23 protein-coding genes and 1 tRNA gene are annotated in these 18,610 nt (G+C 46.6%); 7 read left to right on the top strand and 17 right to left on the bottom strand.

Features of this window, described 5'->3' with window-relative positions; genetic code table 11:
* The 4 genes from ICU98_RS08035 (at position 1) to pth (ending at position 2,573) form a co-directional block, all read left to right on the top strand.
* Positions 1 to 77 (top strand) — tRNA-Gln (locus ICU98_RS08035).
* Positions 78 to 150: 73 nt separating this feature from the next.
* Positions 151 to 1,107 (top strand): ribose-phosphate pyrophosphokinase, encoded by a 957-nt coding sequence (locus ICU98_RS08040; protein WP_215336386.1) that lies wholly within the window; start codon positions 151 to 153, stop codon positions 1,105 to 1,107.
* A gap of 137 nt (positions 1,108 to 1,244) precedes the next feature.
* Positions 1,245 to 1,895, top strand: a complete 651-nt coding sequence (locus ICU98_RS08045; RefSeq protein ID WP_215336388.1) for a 50S ribosomal protein L25/general stress protein Ctc — start codon at positions 1,245 to 1,247, stop codon at positions 1,893 to 1,895.
* A gap of 87 nt (positions 1,896 to 1,982) precedes the next feature.
* The gene (pth, locus tag ICU98_RS08050) at positions 1,983 to 2,573 is read left to right on the top strand and encodes an aminoacyl-tRNA hydrolase (protein ID WP_215352017.1); all 591 of its coding nucleotides are present in this window, start codon (positions 1,983 to 1,985) and stop codon (positions 2,571 to 2,573) included.
* On the opposite strand, the gene ICU98_RS08055 is transcribed toward pth, so the two are convergent.
* The 5 genes from ICU98_RS08055 to ICU98_RS08075 are packed head-to-tail and all read right to left on the bottom strand — an operon-like array spanning position 2,570 to position 6,703.
* Complete coding sequence (locus ICU98_RS08055; RefSeq protein ID WP_215352019.1) at positions 2,570 to 2,833, bottom strand: YfhL family 4Fe-4S dicluster ferredoxin; 264 nt, start codon at positions 2,831 to 2,833, stop codon at positions 2,570 to 2,572. The genes pth and ICU98_RS08055 overlap by 4 nt on opposite strands.
* Before the next feature lie 18 nt (positions 2,834 to 2,851).
* Positions 2,852 to 3,343, bottom strand: a complete 492-nt coding sequence (gene coaD / locus ICU98_RS08060; RefSeq protein WP_215336393.1) for a pantetheine-phosphate adenylyltransferase — start codon at positions 3,341 to 3,343, stop codon at positions 2,852 to 2,854.
* Positions 3,344 to 3,378: 35 nt separating this feature from the next.
* Positions 3,379 to 3,996, bottom strand: a complete 618-nt coding sequence (rsmD, locus tag ICU98_RS08065; RefSeq protein WP_215352021.1) for a 16S rRNA (guanine(966)-N(2))-methyltransferase RsmD — start codon at positions 3,994 to 3,996, stop codon at positions 3,379 to 3,381.
* A 2-nt stretch (positions 3,997 to 3,998) separates the two neighbouring features.
* A complete protein-coding gene (locus ICU98_RS08070; protein ID WP_215352023.1) occupies positions 3,999 to 5,336 on the bottom strand; it encodes a pitrilysin family protein in 1,338 nt (445 codons plus the stop codon).
* Complete coding sequence (locus ICU98_RS08075; protein ID WP_215352025.1) at positions 5,333 to 6,703, bottom strand: pitrilysin family protein; 1,371 nt, start codon at positions 6,701 to 6,703, stop codon at positions 5,333 to 5,335. Before ICU98_RS08075 ends, ICU98_RS08070 begins: the two co-directional genes overlap by 4 nt.
* A gap of 60 nt (positions 6,704 to 6,763) precedes the next feature.
* Between ICU98_RS08075 and ftsY the strand changes: the two genes are divergently transcribed.
* Positions 6,764 to 7,654: a signal recognition particle-docking protein FtsY gene (gene ftsY, locus ICU98_RS08080; RefSeq protein ID WP_215352026.1), complete on the top strand. Its 891-nt coding sequence runs from the start codon at positions 6,764 to 6,766 to the stop codon at positions 7,652 to 7,654.
* A gap of 92 nt (positions 7,655 to 7,746) precedes the next feature.
* A complete protein-coding gene (gene rpoH / locus ICU98_RS08085; protein WP_215352027.1) occupies positions 7,747 to 8,688 on the top strand; it encodes an RNA polymerase sigma factor RpoH in 942 nt (313 codons plus the stop codon).
* A 10-nt stretch (positions 8,689 to 8,698) separates the two neighbouring features.
* Here rpoH and ICU98_RS08090 read toward each other — a convergent pair whose 3' ends face one another.
* The 5 genes from ICU98_RS08090 to ICU98_RS08110 are packed head-to-tail and all read right to left on the bottom strand — an operon-like array spanning position 8,699 to position 12,730.
* Positions 8,699 to 9,289 carry an SCO family protein gene (locus tag ICU98_RS08090; protein WP_215352028.1) on the bottom strand — a complete coding sequence of 197 codons (591 nt, stop codon included), beginning with the start codon at positions 9,287 to 9,289 and terminating at the stop codon, positions 8,699 to 8,701.
* Between the two features lies 1 nt (position 9,290).
* Positions 9,291 to 10,184 (bottom strand): heme o synthase, encoded by an 894-nt coding sequence (cyoE, locus tag ICU98_RS08095; RefSeq protein WP_215352029.1) that lies wholly within the window; start codon positions 10,182 to 10,184, stop codon positions 9,291 to 9,293.
* Positions 10,181 to 11,311 carry a heme A synthase gene (locus tag ICU98_RS08100; RefSeq protein ID WP_215352030.1) on the bottom strand — a complete coding sequence of 377 codons (1,131 nt, stop codon included), beginning with the start codon at positions 11,309 to 11,311 and terminating at the stop codon, positions 10,181 to 10,183. Before ICU98_RS08100 ends, cyoE begins: the two co-directional genes overlap by 4 nt.
* Positions 11,311 to 11,967, bottom strand: coding sequence for a hypothetical protein (locus ICU98_RS08105; RefSeq protein WP_215352031.1), 657 nt, complete (start codon positions 11,965 to 11,967; stop codon positions 11,311 to 11,313). Before ICU98_RS08105 ends, ICU98_RS08100 begins: the two co-directional genes overlap by 1 nt.
* Complete coding sequence (locus tag ICU98_RS08110; RefSeq protein WP_251365337.1) at positions 11,960 to 12,730, bottom strand: SURF1 family protein; 771 nt, start codon at positions 12,728 to 12,730, stop codon at positions 11,960 to 11,962. Before ICU98_RS08110 ends, ICU98_RS08105 begins: the two co-directional genes overlap by 8 nt.
* Before the next feature lie 14 nt (positions 12,731 to 12,744).
* Between ICU98_RS08110 and ICU98_RS08115 the strand changes: the two genes are divergently transcribed.
* Entirely contained in the window at positions 12,745 to 12,957 is a 213-nt protein-coding gene (locus ICU98_RS08115; RefSeq protein WP_215352032.1) for a twin transmembrane helix small protein, read from the top strand.
* 57 nt (positions 12,958 to 13,014) lie between these two features.
* Here ICU98_RS08115 and ICU98_RS08120 read toward each other — a convergent pair whose 3' ends face one another.
* From ICU98_RS08120 to ICU98_RS08150, 7 genes are all read right to left on the bottom strand, one after another.
* On the bottom strand, positions 13,015 to 13,869 hold the full coding sequence (locus ICU98_RS08120; protein WP_215352033.1) for a cytochrome c oxidase subunit 3: 855 nt from the start codon (positions 13,867 to 13,869) through the stop codon (positions 13,015 to 13,017).
* Between the two features lie 29 nt (positions 13,870 to 13,898).
* On the bottom strand, positions 13,899 to 14,090 hold the full coding sequence (locus ICU98_RS08125) for a DUF2970 domain-containing protein (protein ID WP_215336411.1): 192 nt from the start codon (positions 14,088 to 14,090) through the stop codon (positions 13,899 to 13,901).
* Entirely contained in the window at positions 14,087 to 14,680 is a 594-nt protein-coding gene (locus ICU98_RS08130) for a cytochrome c oxidase assembly protein (protein ID WP_215352034.1), read from the bottom strand. The genes ICU98_RS08125 and ICU98_RS08130 overlap by 4 nt, the downstream gene beginning before the upstream one ends.
* 14 nt (positions 14,681 to 14,694) lie before the next feature.
* Complete coding sequence (locus ICU98_RS08985; protein ID WP_215336415.1) at positions 14,695 to 14,826, bottom strand: cytochrome oxidase small assembly protein; 132 nt, start codon at positions 14,824 to 14,826, stop codon at positions 14,695 to 14,697.
* Positions 14,810 to 16,429, bottom strand: a complete 1,620-nt coding sequence (gene ctaD / locus ICU98_RS08140) for a cytochrome c oxidase subunit I (protein WP_215352035.1) — start codon at positions 16,427 to 16,429, stop codon at positions 14,810 to 14,812. Before ctaD ends, ICU98_RS08985 begins: the two co-directional genes overlap by 17 nt.
* Before the next feature lie 41 nt (positions 16,430 to 16,470).
* Entirely contained in the window at positions 16,471 to 17,622 is a 1,152-nt protein-coding gene (gene coxB / locus ICU98_RS08145) for a cytochrome c oxidase subunit II (RefSeq protein WP_215352036.1), read from the bottom strand.
* A 178-nt stretch (positions 17,623 to 17,800) separates the two neighbouring features.
* Positions 17,801 to 18,601, bottom strand: coding sequence for a class I SAM-dependent methyltransferase (locus ICU98_RS08150; RefSeq protein ID WP_251365338.1), 801 nt, complete (start codon positions 18,599 to 18,601; stop codon positions 17,801 to 17,803).
* Positions 18,602 to 18,610: the final 9 nt, after the last annotated feature.

The following is an 18,610-nucleotide window of genomic DNA, read 5'->3' on the forward strand; positions in this document are numbered from 1 at the left end:
AGGGGAATCGCCAAGCTGGTTAAGGCACTGGATTTTGATTCCAGCATGCGAAGGTTCGAATCCTTCTTCCCCTGCCAAATTCTGTAGAAATACTAAAAAGATATCTGATAGATTCTTCAACCCTTAACTGTAAAGCCCATATACGCCCATATGAATGCTGACCATCTGACCCTTTTTACCGGCAATGCGAATCCCACCTTGGCGCATGCGGTTGCCAAAGAGCTCAACCTACAGATGGGCAAAGCCTTTGTTGGGCGGTTTTCAGATGGTGAAATTCAGGTAGAAATTCAAGAGAATGTCCGGGGTAAAAACGTTGTTGTAATCCAGTCAACTTGCGCCCCTACCAACGACAATTTGATGGAGCTCATGATCATGATTGATGCTCTAAAGCGAGCATCTGCGGGTCGTATAACCGCAGTGATCCCTTACTTCGGTTATGCCAGACAGGATCGTCGGCCCCGCTCTGCACGGGTAGCCATTTCCGCTCGTATCGTTGCCAATATGTTGCAGTCCGTTGCCGGAATTGAACGCGTCTTAACCATGGATCTCCACGCCGATCAGATCCAAGGTTTCTTTGATATTCCCGTTGACAATATTTACGCCTCCCCCGTTTTGCTTGCTGACTTGCAGGCCCAAAAGACTCAAAAAGAGTTAATCATCGTCTCCCCTGATATTGGCGGCGTGGTTCGCGCCCGCGCGATGGCCAAACAATTAGGCACAGATTTAGCAATTATTGATAAACGCCGCCCCAAGGCCAATGTATCTGAAGTGATGCATTTAATTGGTGAAGTAGAAGGTCGCCATTGCGTCATCATGGATGACATCATTGATACCGGCGGCACTTTATGCAAGGCTGCTGAGGCACTTAAAGATCGAGGCGCTAAGGGTGTAACGGCGTACTGTACCCATGCCGTACTTTCAGGTGGTGCTGTAGCCAGAATCGCTGCCTCTGAGCTTGATGAGCTCGTTGTGACGGATACCATCCCACTGAGTGCGGAAGCCTTAAAAGTGAGCAAAATACGCCCATTGAGCGTAGCGCCCATCCTTGCTGAGACCCTGTCTCGAATCAGCAAAGGCGATTCAGTGATGTCCCTATTTGCTGAATAATCCCAAAAAAGGGGTTTGGAGCCCCTTTTTCAGATTTTTTGGCCCTTTCGCAGTCAAAACCCCTGTTCCCACGCTATAATCGAAGGCTTTTCTGTTTGGTCGCGAACGGAAATTAACCTTAATTTGGGAGTTCAAATATGAAAGTAGTCGCTTTTGAAAGAAGCGTACAGGGAACGGGTGCGAGCCGCCGCCTGCGCAACTCCGGTAAAACTCCGGGAATCATTTATGGCAGCAAAGATCCAGCAGTAGCTATTGAGCTGGATCACAATGCCCTTTTCCACGCTCTCCGCAAGGAAGCTTTTCACTCATCCATTCTCGATCTCGAGATTGATGGCAAGGCACAAAAAGTCTTGTTACGTGATTACCAGATGCATCCATTTAAACCGCTGGTTTTGCATATTGACTTTCAGCGTGTTTCTGCAAGTGAAAAGGTTCATATGCGCATTCCATTGCACTTCACCCATGCTGATGAATCTGCAGCCGTGAAATTGCAAGGTGCGATTATTAGCCACATTGCCAACGAGTTGGAAATCTCTTGCTTGCCTGCAGATTTGCCTGAATTCATTGAAGTGAACTTGGCTAATATCGAAGTTGGTCATGCAATTCACGCTAAGGATCTCACTTTGCCTAAAGGTGTTTCCTTGGTATTGCATGTTGAGCAAGAAAATCCTGTTTTGGTTAATGCTCGCGTCCCAACGGTTAAAGCCGCAGATACCGAAGAGACTCCTGCTGCTGCTCCAGCGGCCGCTGCTCCTGCGGATGCCTCTAAGGAAAAGGATAAGGCTTAATCCCTTTAAGCAACCTATCTTTGTATTACAGAAGACCCGCTTGCACGCGGGTTTTCTTTTTTGTACAAATGCTTTTATGCTCACACTATGACTAAATTAATTGTTGGCTTAGGTAACCCAGGCAATGAACATGAACACGATCGCCACAATGCGGGCTTTTGGTTTGTGGATGCTTTAGCAAAACAATTGGGAGTGCGCTTCGAAACTGAAAAACGGTTTCTGGGTAAGGCTGCAAAAGCGAAGTGGGAATCAGAAGATCTTTGGCTACTCAAGCCCGATACCTACATGAACCTCAGTGGGCAAGCAGTAGGTGCTTTGTGTCGCTTTCACAAGATTAAACCTGAAGATGTCTTGGTAGTGCAAGATGAGCTAGATCTTAAACCCGGGAGTGCACGACTCAAGCTGGGCGGTGGAACTGGGGGTCACAATGGCCTCAAGGATATTCAAGCCCATCTGGGCACCCCTCAGTACTGGAGACTCCGCCTAGGCATTGGCCATCCTCGTGATCTTGCCGGTGATGGTCGGGCTATGGATGTAGCAGATTATGTTTTAAGAAAGCCCTTGCTGGCTGAGCAAGAGTTGATTGACGAGAGCATTCAGAACGGTTTAGATTGTTTGCCACTCTTGCTGAGAGGCGATCCCCAAGCGGCAATGTTGAATCTCCACTCTAAAGACTAGGCTGCGTCTGTTTTCAGTGCAGTCAGTTTATGGTATTTCACTAGCAGCTGCTCCCGCGACTCCACATGGTCCGGATGCAGCGGGATACAGTCAACGGGACATACTTGTCGACACTGAGGCGCATCAAAATGCCCCACACATTCGGTGCATTTATTGGGGTTGATTTCATAAATCTCAATGCCCATATAAATAGCATCGTTAGGACATTCAGGTTCGCAGACATCGCAATTGATGCACTCGTCTGTAATCATTAAAGCCATGATTCAGATTGCCTTTGGCTATTTCAATTTATTTGCTGCTGTTTTTTGTATCAGCCATTTTTCAACTGACGGAAAGACAAACTTGCTGACATCACCACCCATCAAGGCAATTTCTCGTACGAAAGTCCCTGAGATAAATTGATATTGATCTGATGGGGTTAAGAAGAGGGTTTCAACATCAGGCAGTAAATAGCGATTCATGCCTGCCATCTGAAATTCATACTCAAAGTCAGAGACCGCCCGAAGGCCGCGTACGATGACCCGCGCATGATGCTCACGCGCAAAATCTTTTAGCAAACCAGTAAAGCCCACAATTTTGACATTGGTGTAATGGCCCAATACCTCTTTGGCGATCTCAATGCGCTCATCCAGATTGAAAAAGGGGTGCTTGCTCCGACTATCGGCAACGCCCACAATCACTTCTGAAAAAATACTTGAGGCACGTCTTACCAAATCTTCATGACCGCGAGTGAAGGGGTCAAAGGTTCCTGGATATACAGCGACAGTCATTTACTCTCCTAAGGCTAAATCTATCTATGAAGAGTTTAGTCGCTTCTGCCAATAAATAGACAGGCTTTTACCTGTCCAGCCTCTAAGTACTTTCCACAATCCCAGGCCGGCAATAGGTTTTTGATTTCCTCAAGGGATCGACTTGCTGGAAATTCAACATAAATACAGCCTCCAGAGCTTGGGCTACAGACCCGGGAGGACTCGCTTAGGGCCTGATTGAATAGGCCCTCATCTTGAAAGGGTGGGTCAATAAAGATCAGATCAAAGGATTGATCGGCTTGACGTTTTAAAAACTCTAGGCCATCTTGCTGGTCAATCTGAACTACTCCGGCTACCGGTGAAGATTGGAGAGCAGTCAAGTTGCTTGTCAGTGCCAAATAGGCTTTTTTATTTTTCTCCAACAACTGAACGCTTGCCGCGCCACGAGAGGCAGCCTCAAATCCTAAAACACCAGTACCTGCGAAGACATCCAAACATCGTAAACCAGAAAGATCTTGCCCCAGCCAATTAAAGAGTGTCTCTCGAATACGATCAGTAGTAGGCCTGAGATCTGGCAAATCTATCACGTCAAGCAAACGACTCCGCCAAACTCCGCCAATAATACGAATTCTCTTCGGCAATTCGGCTGACTGCTTAGGCGCACTTTTGGACATCGTTATTGCTTAGCGCCTAAAACGACAATTTTCATTCTATCCATCGCGAGATATTTTTGGAATGCAGTTTCAATTTGATCCCTCGTTACGGCATTTACTTGCTCAGTCCAAGTATCTAAGGTATTTAGGGGTAAGCCATTCCAAGCAATCGATGACACGTTATCAAGTAATTTACGATTGTTATCAATCCGCAAAGGAAATCCATTTGCTAAATTTGCTTTAGCGGCATCAAGTTCAGACTGTGTCGGACCCTTTGCAATAAATTGCGCAATGGTTTCTGTCATCACATCGAGAGCCATGCTGGCTTGATCGTTTTTTGTTTGTAAGCCCGCCTGAAAAATACCATTATCTTGACCTGGTGCAAAATAACTAAAGGCGCTATAAGCAAGTCCGCGCTTCTCACGAACTTCATTCATCAAGCGAGAAACAAATCCACCGCCGCCCAAAGCGTAGTTCCCTACCATCAAGGGAAAGTAGTCAGGATTATTTCGCGCGATTGCCGTCATACCCATAGCGATATGGGCTTGCTGGGAATCAAACGGAATTTGTATCTCACGGTCTGCAGTGCTTTCAATTGGTGAGCGGAATAATTCTGGAAGTGGAGGGATTGCCGATCCTGTCGCAGGCAAATCTTTGACAAGGGTTTGCATCATTTCCTGAGCCTCAGCCCTGCTGATATCGCCAACCATACTCACAATCACGCGATCACTTCGATAAAACTGCTGGTGAAATTGCTTCAATTCAGATGCAGTCAAGGCCGCAATGCTTTTGACTGTCATGGCATTGCCTAAGGGGTAATCTCCGTAAACTGCTTTTTTGAAACGTCGTTCCAAAACAAAATCAGGTTTAGTTTCTGCCTCTAGCAAGCCCGCACTGATTCTCTGCTTCTCGCGATTGAGGACTGCGGGCTCATAACTTGGATTACTTAAAATTTGTCTCGCGAGCCCTACTGCACGATCCCGAATATCAGATCTACTCAGGCAACGAATCCGAATCAAAGCCCGCTCACCTGTCACCCCCACGCTGAGATCTGCACCAAGATCGGCGACTTGATCAGCAATCTGATCTTCTGTTAGAGCACCCTTTGATGATCGAATACCCTTGTTCAATAAGGCCCCAGTCAGACTAGCTAAACCACTTTTTGCGCTTGGGTCATACCGACTTCCAGCATCGATACTGATTTCAATATCCAGCATCGGCAAAGTTTTGGTCTGCACCAAATATCCCTTGGCCCCATGGAAAGAATCTAATTGTTCGATAGGTAAGGCTGCCTGCACACTACTGATCAACGCTAGCGCCATAAGCGCACTCAAAATCAGCGGCTTGAAATCAGTTTTCATTTCTGTGCCTCCGCCTTGGTTGATTGACGTGCTTGGGGATCCAGAATTGCGATTGTCAAGGTAGTGTCAACCAAGTATTTTTTAGCAACAGCCTGAACTTGCGCTGGAGTAATTTTTTGCATACGCTCTAAGACGGTATCCAAATCTTTCCAGGAAAATCCTGCCATCTCGAAACCACCAATCTCCATGGCTTGGCCAAAAATCGAATCTCTTTTATAAACTTGATTGGATAGCAAGCGGATTTGAATACGCTTTAACTCTGAATCCAATACGCCCTTATCCGCAACTTCTGCTAGCGTCTTACGAATTCCTGCCTCGGCCTGAGCAACGGTTTTCCCCTTTGCCAAATCTACGCCCACAATAAACAGCGCTGGTCCACGAGAAATCATGTCGTATTGAGCATCAACGTTATCCGCTAGACGCTCTTGCTTTACTAATGTGCGATTCAGTCGAGCATTGTCATAGCCATCCAGCACTGCAGCCAATAACTCTAAGGCATAAGGCTCGTCATTATTAATGCCATCGGGCTGTAAGCGCGGAACCTTCCATACCATCACTAATTGAGCTCCATCTGCTGGCGCTTTGACATGAACCTGCTTCACCCCTTTTTGCTCAGGCTCAATCTGGGGTTTACGAACCGGTAATGCATGAGCCTGTATACCGCCATAATATTTTTCTACCAGTCGGTAGGTCTTTTCAGGGTCGACATCTCCACTGATCACAACGGTTGCATTATTCGGTGCATACCAATATTGATACCACTGGCGTGCATCGCTTGCCTTCATATTGATTAGATCATTCATCCACCCGATTACTGGATGACGATAGGGGGAGCTCATGAAGGCAGTCGCCATCAATGATTCATTTAACAGGCTATCGGGATTATCTTCAGTCCGCAGACGTCTCTCTTCCATGACTACCTGAATCTCTTTTGCAAATTCGGCATCATCAAAATTGAGATGGACCATTCGATCAGCCTCTAATTCCATAACTTTATTTAGCTTAGTTTTTTCAACTTGCTGAAAGAAAGCGGTGTAGTCGCGGGTAGTAAACGCGTTTTCACGCCCTCCCTCTGCAGCAACTAGACGAGAAAATTCTCCGGCCTTAACCTTATCGGTGCCCTTAAACATCATGTGCTCCAAGACATGGGCAACCCCGGTTGTGCCATTGAATTCATCCATGGAGCCCGCACGATACCAAACCATGTGTGCCACGGTGGGAGCTCGATGATCCTCTCTAATAATCAACTTCAGGCCATTGCTCAGAAAATACTCATGAGTGTCATTGGAAGATTGGGGAGAGGCCCCCAATGCGAATGGGCTGGTGAATAAGAATCCAAAGAATAGGAGCTGAAGATAGTGCCGCATCTGGGTTTGCCTTGTTCTCAGATTAAATTGATAAGATGCAAGTTTTGGATTGTATCGATAATGCTCGGCCTACGTAAAACCCTCGGATCGCTTTTTAAATCAAGCCGGATTGATGAAGCTTGGTTTGATACTCTGGAAGAGTCCTTGATTCAGAGCGATGTGGGCATGCCAACCTGTATGCAATTGATGGCCAGCTTACGTCAAGCCGCCAAATCAGAAAAAGTCCAAGACTCAGAAACCCTACAAGCATTATTGATTCAAGAGCTTACTAAGCTATTACAGCCATTGGAGGCTCACCCTAACCCAATCTTTGAGCATCAAAACCATCATCATCCTGAAATCTGGCTGATTGTTGGCGTCAATGGCGCAGGTAAAACCACCACCATTGGTAAGCTCTGTAAACAATTTCAGTCACAGGGCAAATCGATTCTCTTAGCTGCTGGCGACACCTTCCGTGCAGCTGCCCGCAATCAACTCTTGGAGTGGGGACAGCGTAATCAGGTCGATGTCATTGCCCAAGAAAGTGGCGATGCTGCGGCTGTGGCGCACGATGCTATTCATGCTGCAATCTCGCGCAAGACCGATATCTTGATCATTGACACTGCGGGTAGACTAGCCACACAAGACCATTTGATGGAAGAGTTGAAGAAAGTAAAACGCGTCATTGCTAAGGCCCTCCCAGGAGCGCCTCATCACACACTCTTGATCTTGGATGGCAATACTGGTCAGAATGGTTTAAATCAAGTCAGGGCCTTTCATGACGCTCTAGGGCTCACCGGCCTGATTGTTAGCAAACTCGATGGAACTGCCAAAGGCGGGGTCATTTGCGCCCTTGCTCACACCTTTGAAAGCGGCTCCAAACCAGTAGTTCTCGGGCTGGGCAAAGGCGAGGGAATTGAGGATCTAATCCCCTTTACTGCCTCTCAATATTCAGCAGAATTATTCAATTAAATCATCAGCTTACGTAAATAAAAATACATTAGCACTCCCTTGACAAGAGTGCTAAAATAGGCCTACTGAACTACTCAAATAACCAAATAAAAATGGTCGAAAAGAAAGCTTACAAGCCAACTACTCGCGCTGCATCTGCCGTCCTAGCGGCATCGCAGCCTGGTGGTGCTATGGCCTTTCCTACCATGCCATCCCTTGGGGTCGGCACTTTAGATGCCTATATTGCTTACGTCAATCGCGTGCCGATGCTAAGTGCTGCGGAAGAATTGCATCTAGCGCAAGAGTTTCGTCGCACTGAAAATGTTGATGCTGCGAGAACTTTAGTGCTCTCCCACCTTCGCTTAGTGGTGTCGGTTGCGCGTCAATATTTAGGCTACGGCATTCCACATGCAGACTTGATTCAAGAAGGCAATGTGGGTCTCATGAAGGCCGTCAAACGCTACGATCCTAGCCAAGGAGCACGCTTAGTGTCTTATGCAATTCATTGGATTAAAGCGGAGATTCATGAGTACATTCTCAAGAATTGGCGCTTAGTCAAAGTAGCAACGACCAAAGCACAACGCAAACTGTTTTTTAATTTACGCAGCAACAAGCCCACTCTAGCGACACTCAAACCCAGTGAAGTAGATGCTCTGGCAAAAGCACTTGATGTAAGCGGTGAAGACGTAAAAGAAATGGAAATGCGACTTGCCGGTGGCGACATTACCTTAGAAGGCGATGATCGTGATGAAGACTCTGCTTATGCACCAATTCAATGGTTAGCAGATTCAAGTCAAGAGCCCACTGCCATGCTCGCAGCTGCAGAGACAGACAATCTTCAAGGCCCTCAATTAGATAAAGCATTAATGTCCCTCGACGAGCGCAGCCGCAATATTGTGCAATCTCGTTGGTTGGCTATGGATGCCGATGGTCATGGTACTAAAACCCTACATGACCTTGCAGCAGAGTATGGAATTTCTGCTGAGCGCGTGAGACAGATCGAAACATCTGCTCTCAAAAAGATGCGTGCGCTACTCCAAGCGCAAGCCGCTTAAGCCCAACTATTTACTTCAGCAGTTCTTTCAAGTCATGCGCCAAGGTCTCTGGACCTTGTGCGTGCTTGATGTAAAGACGTAGATGACCATTCTGGTCAAAGGCGTAACTTCCAGCAGTGTGATCGATTGTGTAAGACCCTGGGGATAAGCCAGGCACCTTCTTGTAGTAAATCTTAAAATCCTTAGTGACTTTTTCAAGAGCAGCATCGTCAGCAGGACGTAAGCCCATAAAACGCTGATCAAATGACGGGACATATTGCCGCAAAATCGCTGCCGTATCACGCTCAGGGTCAACGGTCACAAACAATACCTGCACCTTATCCGCTTGAGGGCCGAGTAGCATCATTGCTTGTTGCATTTCGGTTAAGGTAGTTGGACAAACATCAGGACATTGTGTGTAGCCAAAGAACATGATGACAACTTTACCTTTGAAGTCCGCTAAGGTTCTGGTTTTGCCGTCCACATCAAGCAGACTAAAATCATTACCGAAGCCACTGGCTCCGGTAATGTCAATATTCTTAAACTCAGGCTTAGCGCTACATGCCAACAGGGCCAGAGTGATCAAAGCCATTACAAGGGAGCGGATAGAAAAGCGCTTCATCTTAAATAAAGTAATGGTCAATTAATAAGGCAGCAAACAAAAGCGATAAATAGGTGATCGAAAAACGAAACGTTTTCTTTGCTAAGGCATCGCTATAAGAAACAAATAAGGCAATTACGTAAGCTAAGAAAATCAATCCCAATACGAGGGCTGAGATCAAATACACCAAACCACTCATGCCGTAGATATAGGGTAATAAGGTAGCTGCAATCAATATCAAGGTGTACAACAAAATATTGAGCAGCGTAAAACGCTCACCATGGGTTACGGGTAGCATGGGTAGGCCTGATTGCACATAATCATCACGACGATATAGAGCCAAAGCCCAAAAGTGTGGGGGCGTCCATACAAAAATAATTAATACCAATAGCCAGGCCTCAGCCGGCACAGAATTCGTTACCGCAGCCCAACCCAAAGCAGGTGGCATCGCACCTGAGAGGCCACCGATCACGATGTTCTGAGGGGTGGCAGGCTTAAGCAACCAGGTATAGATCACTGCATAGCCTACAAAAGTAGCTACAGTGAGCCACATGGTTAATGGGTTTGTGAAATTCCACAAAACGAACATGCCGAGCGCACCCAGCACAATCGAAAAGATGGCGATATGGAATGGAGCAATTTCGCCGGTAGCGGAGGGGCGCCAAGCAGTTCGCTTCATCTTGGCATCAACCGCCTGCTCAATCAAACAATTCATTGCAAATGCAGCACCTGCTAATAACCAAATGCCGACGATACCCCCAATCAAGATATGAGTAGGGACCATACCCGGTGTAGCCAAGAACATTCCAATCACGGCACAAAAGACAGCCAACTGTGTCACGCGAGGCTTTGTTAGCACCCAAAATTGGCGCCAACGAGGCAGCTGTTCAACAGAATGAGTATGTGGAGTATTCATGATCGCTTTGGCATCTTAATCTGAATTGCTGTTTTCCATGAAGCCCAGCCACTCAGTCTGACCAAACAAAAGACCAAACCAGCAGCGCCTGCAGTGTGCAGGAGTGCAGCAATTAGAGGCCATTGAAAGACGACATTAGAAATTCCAGTCACCAGTTGCAACAATAAAAGGCCTATTAATAGGCTGCCTAGTCGATAGAGCTCGGGTTGAGCAGTCTTGCTTACACTGTGTGCACTCAGACCCAATGTAGCTAAAGCCAGAATCGCAACCATAGCGAACAAACGGTGCGCCCAATGAATGGTTTGTAATGCTTCAGGAGAAATGTAATCCCCGATTGCATTCTTACCCAATTCTCTCCAGAACGTAAAGCCTTCATGCCATTGAGTATCAGGCCACCATGCACCATTGCAAAGCGGAAAATCTGGACAAGCCAATACTGCGTAATTGGTACTGACCCACGCGCCTAAAAAAATTTGCATCGCTAGAAAAATGAGGGCCAGACTCACAAGCCATGCAGAGAGTGGCTTCTGTCTTAGAGGCACAACGACTGAGGATGGTCTTGACCAATTCTGCTGTGCATACAGGGTCAGACAAGCGAGCAGACATAGAGCCAGCATCAGATGTGTACTCACGATAATCGGCTGAAGTTTAAGAGTCACGGTCCATGCTCCAAAAGCACCCTGAATACAAACCAGCACCAATAAGCCTAGGCTAGCAATCAAGGGCCACTTACCAAAAGATTTCAGTTTGGTCCAGGCTAGGATCACTTGAACAATAATTAAAGTACCGACCGTCATCGCTAGATAGCGATGAATCATTTCAATCCACGCTTTAAGCAGGGTAACTGGACCTGATGGCATGGAGGCCTCAGCCAGCTGGATATCTCCGAGAGCATGCCAGGGATTAGAACTTCCATAACACCCTGGCCAGTCGGGACAGCCTAAACCAGAATCACTTAAGCGAGTGAAGGCACCAAAAATAATTAAATCAAACGTCATAAAGACCAAAAGCCAATTTAGCTTCTGAAAAAATGAATAGCCAGGCTTTTTCCAAAGATAAGCTACAGGAATGCCAGCAAAGATGAGGGCAATCACTGCAAGCTCAGAGAATAAAGCTAAAGTGGGCATTACTGACTTTCGCCCTTATGGTTTAAGCGCAGTAATTTTTCTAAATCTTTTTTGATACTACCGAATTCTTTTGGTGAATTCGTTACAGGGAAGTACATCATCTTTTGAGCACTTGGATCAATCAACTGAATGGCTTGACCAGCGCCCTGCGCATTCAGCCAATCATTAAATTGCGCCCTGAGCTTCGGATCCGCAGGTAAATTCACCACGCTAAAACCCGCTACCTCGTGGTCATAGGCTTTGGCAATCTCAGGATCAATTGGCTTACCATCCGTATTGACCCACAGTAGTTGCACTCGACCCCCTTCTCGACCCACACCAACTCGCAACTGTCGCATTAAATATAAGCCCTCAACACAGGATGCATTTTGCGCTGTGCACTCTGCGGCAGGGCGTGCGATTAACATAGTCCACTTTCCACTAAGCGGTACATCAAACCATGCCGGATTGGTATCTTGCACTGGCTGCACTAAAGTGCCGAAATTGGTCTTACCACCCTCTGGCTTAAATACGTAATACGCTAAATAGGATGCAATGACTGGTGCAGCACAGGCAAGCAATAAGAGCAACATTTGTAGACGCCCACGACGAGTCCGCGCATCAATTGCTGCACCGTCTGACTGTGCAGAAGGAATTAATAGCTCTTCTTTACTCACTCATACCCCCAGATAACTTTCGGTATTGTCGGATACCCGAAATCAACCAAAACAAGAATGCGCATACTGCCAAAGCAAACCACTGAAAGGCATAAGCATAATGGCGATCTACCCCTGTTGTCAGTGGGGCCCATTGTCTCAGCAAACCATCTGCCTGCCCATGCTCGATCTCACGCAAAATAAAAGGACTTTGGCTCCAGCCATGGCTCTTGGCCTCCTGCTCAAGATCTAGATTTTGTTGAATCCTGGGTTGAATAGATTGATCAGAATTACTAATCCCAAATTGATAGACCCTGCCTGGATTAGCAAATACGACTCCCTCTACTGAAACAGGTTTACCAGGTGTAGCCACAGAAGGAAGCTTGAGTCGATCTAAACCATTGCGGGGAGCCCAGCCCCGATTTATCCAAAGAATCCGTCCACTATCCAGCCTTAATGGCATCAAGACATAAAACCCAGCCTGAGCCGCCTCTCCGTCTTTAGGGGCCGGCTGTGGACGGTTATCCAGCCAAATTGCCTCCTCTAGAATAAAAATACCTTGCGCAACCATGCGTCGCTGATTGGTCTCAGCCAAAGTCCAGTCTTGCGCGCCCGCCTGTAGCGCTGGCATGGCTTGCTTGGCGACTAAGTTGGCAGCGAGCATAATCTTTTCATTGGCTCTGCGTAACTGCCAAAAGCCTGCACTGCTGCAAATGATGATCGTGATTAAGGCTGCTAAAGTAGCAACTATGCGCTTAGTAACGAGGCTAGAAAAAATATTCAATTGAGGATGTTGAAATGAAGTGGATTATTCCCATCGTACTGCTAATGATCGTTGGAAGCTTGGGCTCAGCCCTGTATTACATGATGAAAGGTAAAGGCTCTAGCCCAAAAATGGTGTATTCCTTAATGTTCCGTATTGGGTTATCACTGCTGCTATTCATCGGTATTTTGCTTGCGTATTACTTTGGACTTATACAGCCTACCGGCATCCGCGTTGGCGGCAACTAAAGAAATCAATTACGCGGTAAAACAAATCGGGGCTTAAAGCCCCGATTCTGATTTAACTTACATCCAGTAAACGCAGATGTATAGACCGAGCCAGACAACGTCAACAAAGTGCCAGTACCAAGCGGCACCTTCAAAGGCAAAATGGTGCTCAGGGGTAAAGTCACCACGAATCAAGCGACGCAATACGATTGCCAACATGGTACCGCCTAAGAACACGTGGAAGCCATGGAAGCCCGTCAGCATGAAAAAGGTTGAGCCATAAACACCTGAGGTCAATTTCAGATTGAGCTCATGATAGGCATGGTAGTACTCAAAGGCTTGGAAGCACAAGAAAACAAAGCCGAGGCCTACTGTTGCTGCTAAGCCAACAATGGCTTGCTTCATATGATTCTTCACTAATGCGTGGTGCGCAAATGTGATGGTGACACCAGAACTCAACAATAATAGGGTGTTGATGGTGGGAATTGGCCAAGGACCCATCGTTTCGAATGGAGCAACCAAACCAGCAGGGCCATCATTAGGCCAAACTGCAGAGAAATTGGGCCAAATCAACTTGCTTTCAACATCGCCCATCCAAGGCATCGCGATATTTCTGGCATAGAACAGCGCAGCAAAGAAAGCGCCGAAGAACATGATTTCAGAGAAGATAAACCAGGCCATCGACCAACGATAGGAGACGTCCACATTCGCGCCATTTTTACCGGCATTAGACTCAGCAATCGTATCGCCAAACCAGTTATAGAGCACATACAAAACCCACACAATGCCAGCGATTGACAAGGGGCCGCCCCAAGCTGCGTGATTGACCCATCCGACCATGCCGAAGCCAAAACCGATCAGGCCAATCGCAGCCATCACCGGATGTCTAGATAGGCCGGGAACGAAATAATAAGGGGTTGAATTGGATGACATCTGATTCTCTCTATTCAATCAAAAAATTATTAATGGGATACCACTGCTCTCACAATTAACAAAAGGGTGCCCATGAAAACCAAAGCCCCAAGCACACCCGCAATGATAATGTGAACAAAACTTATTGAAGCAACATCATCTTGAAGGCCTGCTTTTTTGCGGACCCCCAAAAAAGCCCATAAAACTGCTTTCATGGACTTCAAAAAGCTACTCTTTTTCATATCGTCGCCTTTGATTTTGGTGTCGTCGCTCCGGGAGCTGCTGGAGGCACACCAACCTCAAAGAAGGTATATGACAAAGTAATGGTTTTGACATCGTCTGGTAACCCAGAGTCAATCACAAATACCACTGGCATTTTTCTAGTTTCGTTAGCGGCTAAGGTTTGCTGTTGAAAACAAAAACATTCCAGTTTGGTAAAAAATTCTGTGGCGATCTTTGGTGCATAGCTGGGAATGGCTTGGGCTTGCACTGCGCGATCTAATTTATTGGAGACCTCATACACAATTTCAGTCATCTCTCCTGGATGAACTTCCAAATAATTCTTCATCGGGTGAAAGCTAAACGGCCCCCGGCTGTTGGAGTCAAACTCAACAGTCACTTTACGTGAGTAATCCACTTGAGTGTTGCCTACTTTATTAGCGCTATAGGCTCTGACACCATAGTCATTCTTGCTAGTAACCACATTGATACCTGTTACTTCGCATAATGCTTTGTATAGGGGAACTAGCGCATACCCAAAACCAAACATCAACACGGAAGCGATTAAGAGCTTCAGCAAGATTTGGCGGTTGAGATTTTGAGAGATGGACATTGAGCAGCGTAGGTTTAACTTAAGAGGCTATGTTTAAGCACGATGCCAATGAAGAAAACAATAGCAATACTTAAAAGTACAAACCCCAACCGCCGGTTATTGGCAGCTGAGGTTTGTTGTTGAGCAGATTTAAATTCCTGCTTCATGCAATTGTTCAGCGTTTGGAGGAGTCTCAAAAGTATGATGAGGCGCTGGGGAAGGAACTGTCCACTCTAGGCCTTTTGCACCATCCCAAGGCTTCATTGGGGCCTTTTGACCATGGCCACGATAAGCAGGCAATGCTACGAAGAAAAGGAAGTAAACCTGGGACAAACCAAAACCAAACGCGCCAATTGAGGCAATCATATTGAAGTCCGCAAACTGGGTTGGATAGTCAGCGTAACGACGTGGCATACCTGCTAAACCTAAGAAGTGCATTGGGAAGAAGGTGATGTTGAAGAAAATCATGGAAGCCCAGAAGTGAATCTTGCCACGTGTTTCATTAGCCATCATGCCGGTCCACTTTGGACACCAGTAATAGAAACCAGCGAACATTGCAAATAAAGAACCTGCGACCAATACATAGTGGAAGTGAGCAACCACATAATAGGTATCTTGCAAGCCAATATCGATTGGCGCCATCGCCAATATTAAGCCAGTGAAACCGCCCATAGTAAATACAAAGATAAAGCCAACGGCCCACAACATTGGAGTTTCAAAGGTCATCGAACCCTTCCACATGGTTGCGACCCAGTTAAAAATCTTCACGCCAGTTGGTACGGCAATCAACATCGTGGCGTACATGAAGAAGAGTTGGCCTGTTACTGGCATGCCCGTTGCAAACATGTGGTGTGCCCATACGATGAAGGACAAGATCGCAATCGATGAAGTTGCATAAACCATCGAGCTGTAACCGAACAAGGTTTTTCTGGAGAAGGCTGGAACGATTTCACTAATGATTCCGAAAGCAGGAAGAATCATGATGTAAACCTCTGGGTGACCAAAGAACCAGAAAATGTGCTGGAACATAATGGGGTCACCACCGCCCACTGCGGAGAAGAATGAAGTGCCGAAGTGACGATCAGTCAAGACCATCGTAATCGCGCCCGCTAAGACAGGCATAACCGCAATCAACAAATAGGCAGTAATCAACCAAGTCCAGCAGAACATTGGCATCTTCATCAGCGTCATCCCTGGAGCACGCATATTCAAAATGGTGACAATGATGTTGATTGAACCCATGATGGAAGAAGCACCCAGCAAGTGGAGGGCAAAAATCGCCATATCCATACCGGGACCCATTTGCGAGGTCAATGGTGCGTAGATAGTCCAACCGCCTGCGGGAGCGCCGCCAGGAGCCAAGAAAGAACTCAATAGCAAAGTGGCTGCAACTGGCAGAATCCAGAAGCTGAAATTATTCATTCGAGCGAATGCCATATCAGATGCCCCAATTTGCAAAGGCACCATCCAGTTCGCAAAACCAACGAAGGCCGGCATGATAGCGCCGAACACCATCACCAATCCGTGCATGGTGGTTAACTGATTGAAGAACTCAGGGCGGAAGAATTGCAAGCCAGGCTGGAACAACTCCAAACGAATACCCAAAGCCATCGTTCCGCCAGCCAACAAGCTAACGAAAGAAAAAATTAAGTACATCGTGCCGATGTCTTTGTGGTTAGTAGCAAACAACCAGCGACGCCAACCATGTGGCGTGTGATCATCATGCGCATGATCATGTGCGTGATCGAGAGAGCCAGTAACTGTGTTCATGTTTACTCCGGTTTCGTTTTATCGGTATTTGTTTAAATGAATTATTTGTGTAAAGCAGCTACATCGGAAGTTTGGATGACTTCACCAGTGTGGTTGCTCCAGGCATTCCGCTCATAGGTAATCACAGCTGCGATATCGCCGTCAGAAAGTACACCGGCCCACTTAGGCATCGCGTTCTTGCCATTCAGCACCATTTGAATCTGATATGCCTTAGGACCGTTAACCACTTTGCTACCGTCCAGTGCTGGGAAAGAGCCTGCACCTTTGCCGTTAGGCTGATGGCATGCTGCGCAATTCGCTGCATATACTTTTTCACCGCGGGCTTTTTGTTCTTCAAGGGTATACACCTTGGATGGATCTTCACCACCTGCAGCCATGGCTTTTTGTTTCTCAGCAACCCACGCGGTGTAATCCTCAGCGGAAACTACCTTTACAACGATAGGCATAAATGCGTGCTCTGCACCACAGAGCTCGGAGCATTGACCGCGGAACGTACCGATCTTGTCTGCCCGGAACCAAGTATCACGCACAAAGCCAGGAATCGCATCTTGCTTGACGCCAAAAGCAGGAATAGTCCAGGAGTGAATGACGTCATTCGCAGTAGTGATCATGCGAATTTTTTTGCCGACTGGCACAACCATTTCATTGTCGACTTCCATCAAATAGGTATTTGATTTTGGTGCCAAGTTGTTAATGGCTTCGCGTGAAGTTGAGAGCGTGGAAAGGAAGTTAATGCCTTCGCCTTCGCCTTTAATGTAGTCGTAGCCCCATTTCCACTGATAGCCAGTGACTTTGATAGTGATATCAGAGTTGGTGGTGTCTTTCATTGCTACAACAGTTTTGGTAGCTGGCAAAGCCATACCAATCACAATTAATAATGGCACTACAGTCCAGATAATTTCAACAGTTGTGCTTTCATGGAAAGAGGCTGATTTGTGACCGAGTGATTTACGGTGCTTAAGAATGGAGTAAAACATCACTCCGAATACGCCAATAAAAATGACCGCACAAATGATGAGCATCATGATATGCAAACCATGAATTTGCTCCATGATTTTTGTTGCAGGTGCAGCAAAATTGATTTGATTTACGGCTGGGCCGCCAGGCATGTTTTCTGAAGCGTTTGCAAGCGTTATGCCCAAACTCGCTAAAAGTGTTAGCGCAGCCTTAGTGACTTTTCCAAATAAATTCATCTTATTCTCTATTTATTGTCCCCAGCAAATTGAACAATCTTGCTTGGGATGCTCAAAAAGCGGTATCTAGCCAATACATCCAGCGGTAATTATAGGGTGAATTAACAGCTTCAACAATTGAGCCCCTCGAAGAGCAAAAGGATGATTAGTGGCTCAAAATGATAGTAAGCACTTACATTTAATTAGGATCACGGCTTGTCTTGCGCTGAATTTGCCGGGGATCAATATAAGCCAGCTGATCTTTGGCTCTAGTGAGGTGCTTACCGATAGCCCACGCATGTCCGTAGACCACCTCCAGAGTCATTTTTTTAGGTAACTCCGGGGTAGCCACCTGCATTTGGGGTGCTTGAGACATTAGTTGCAAAGCAATCGAGTCTGCCACTAAAAGAGCATCTGATTCGTATTCCAAATGAACATACTCCATGTCCATCACCGGCTCTGAAAAGCCTTCTGATAGAACTGCATCCCCCATATCGTGCATATCCCAAGGACTCGCCAACTTTTGTAGAACCCCCTCTAGCCCAGGTATGCCAATCAACTCTTTACCAGTATCAGGGCCTAAGTAGGCAAAGGTCAGAAGCCCACCCTCCCGCAGCACTCTCCAACATTCCTGTAAAAAATGTTTTGGGTCAGGAAGGTTTTGTAGAAGCAAATCGCTAAAGACCAAATCAACCGAATCATCCGGAAGATCAATGTGCCCAGTCTGTCGATAACGCTCTAAAGAAAACTGATTTCCTCCGCGAAATATTGCGCGCGATTTTCGAAACATCTGATAGCACCACGAATCCCAGGCATTCATGGTGGGTTCTGAAGCGCTATTGATGCTCACACCCGGAAATCGCTTAGCTAAAAGTGAAGCATGCTTCCCCGGAAAATCCGGAATCACCAGCAGATCATTTACATCAAGCTTAACGATTTCTAGCTTTTGCATCATCCGACTTGCAATTTCGGATTGAAGCCATCTTAGGGGTTGGGTCATGTGCTCAGT

It is taken from the genome of Polynucleobacter sp. MWH-P3-07-1 (assembly GCF_018687555.1).
Classification (GTDB): domain Bacteria; phylum Pseudomonadota; class Gammaproteobacteria; order Burkholderiales; family Burkholderiaceae; genus Polynucleobacter.

Coding starts and splice junctions, on each gene's coding strand:
- ICU98_RS08040 (WP_215336386.1), top strand. CDS start 151: ATGAATGCTGACCATCTGACCCTTTTTACCGGCAATGCGAATCCCACC.
- ICU98_RS08045 (WP_215336388.1), top strand. CDS start 1,245: ATGAAAGTAGTCGCTTTTGAAAGAAGCGTACAGGGAACGGGTGCGAGC.
- pth (WP_215352017.1), top strand. CDS start 1,983: ATGACTAAATTAATTGTTGGCTTAGGTAACCCAGGCAATGAACATGAA.
- ICU98_RS08055 (WP_215352019.1), bottom strand. CDS start 2,833: ATGGCTTTAATGATTACAGACGAGTGCATCAATTGCGATGTCTGCGAA.
- coaD (WP_215336393.1), bottom strand. CDS start 3,343: ATGACTGTCGCTGTATATCCAGGAACCTTTGACCCCTTCACTCGCGGT.
- rsmD (WP_215352021.1), bottom strand. CDS start 3,996: ATGTCCAAAAGTGCGCCTAAGCAGTCAGCCGAATTGCCGAAGAGAATT.
- ICU98_RS08070 (WP_215352023.1), bottom strand. CDS start 5,336: ATGAAAACTGATTTCAAGCCGCTGATTTTGAGTGCGCTTATGGCGCTA.
- ICU98_RS08075 (WP_215352025.1), bottom strand. CDS start 6,703: ATGCGGCACTATCTTCAGCTCCTATTCTTTGGATTCTTATTCACCAGC.
- ftsY (WP_215352026.1), top strand. CDS start 6,764: ATGCTCGGCCTACGTAAAACCCTCGGATCGCTTTTTAAATCAAGCCGG.
- rpoH (WP_215352027.1), top strand. CDS start 7,747: ATGGTCGAAAAGAAAGCTTACAAGCCAACTACTCGCGCTGCATCTGCC.
- ICU98_RS08090 (WP_215352028.1), bottom strand. CDS start 9,289: ATGAAGCGCTTTTCTATCCGCTCCCTTGTAATGGCTTTGATCACTCTG.
- cyoE (WP_215352029.1), bottom strand. CDS start 10,184: ATGAATACTCCACATACTCATTCTGTTGAACAGCTGCCTCGTTGGCGC.
- ICU98_RS08100 (WP_215352030.1), bottom strand. CDS start 11,311: ATGCCCACTTTAGCTTTATTCTCTGAGCTTGCAGTGATTGCCCTCATC.
- ICU98_RS08115 (WP_215352032.1), top strand. CDS start 12,745: ATGAAGTGGATTATTCCCATCGTACTGCTAATGATCGTTGGAAGCTTG.
- ICU98_RS08120 (WP_215352033.1), bottom strand. CDS start 13,869: ATGTCATCCAATTCAACCCCTTATTATTTCGTTCCCGGCCTATCTAGA.
- ICU98_RS08125 (WP_215336411.1), bottom strand. CDS start 14,090: ATGAAAAAGAGTAGCTTTTTGAAGTCCATGAAAGCAGTTTTATGGGCT.
- ICU98_RS08130 (WP_215352034.1), bottom strand. CDS start 14,680: ATGTCCATCTCTCAAAATCTCAACCGCCAAATCTTGCTGAAGCTCTTA.
- ICU98_RS08985 (WP_215336415.1), bottom strand. CDS start 14,826: ATGAAGCAGGAATTTAAATCTGCTCAACAACAAACCTCAGCTGCCAAT.
- ctaD (WP_215352035.1), bottom strand. CDS start 16,429: ATGAACACAGTTACTGGCTCTCTCGATCACGCACATGATCATGCGCAT.
- coxB (WP_215352036.1), bottom strand. CDS start 17,622: ATGAATTTATTTGGAAAAGTCACTAAGGCTGCGCTAACACTTTTAGCG.
- ICU98_RS08150 (WP_251365338.1), bottom strand. CDS start 18,601: ATGACCCAACCCCTAAGATGGCTTCAATCCGAAATTGCAAGTCGGATG.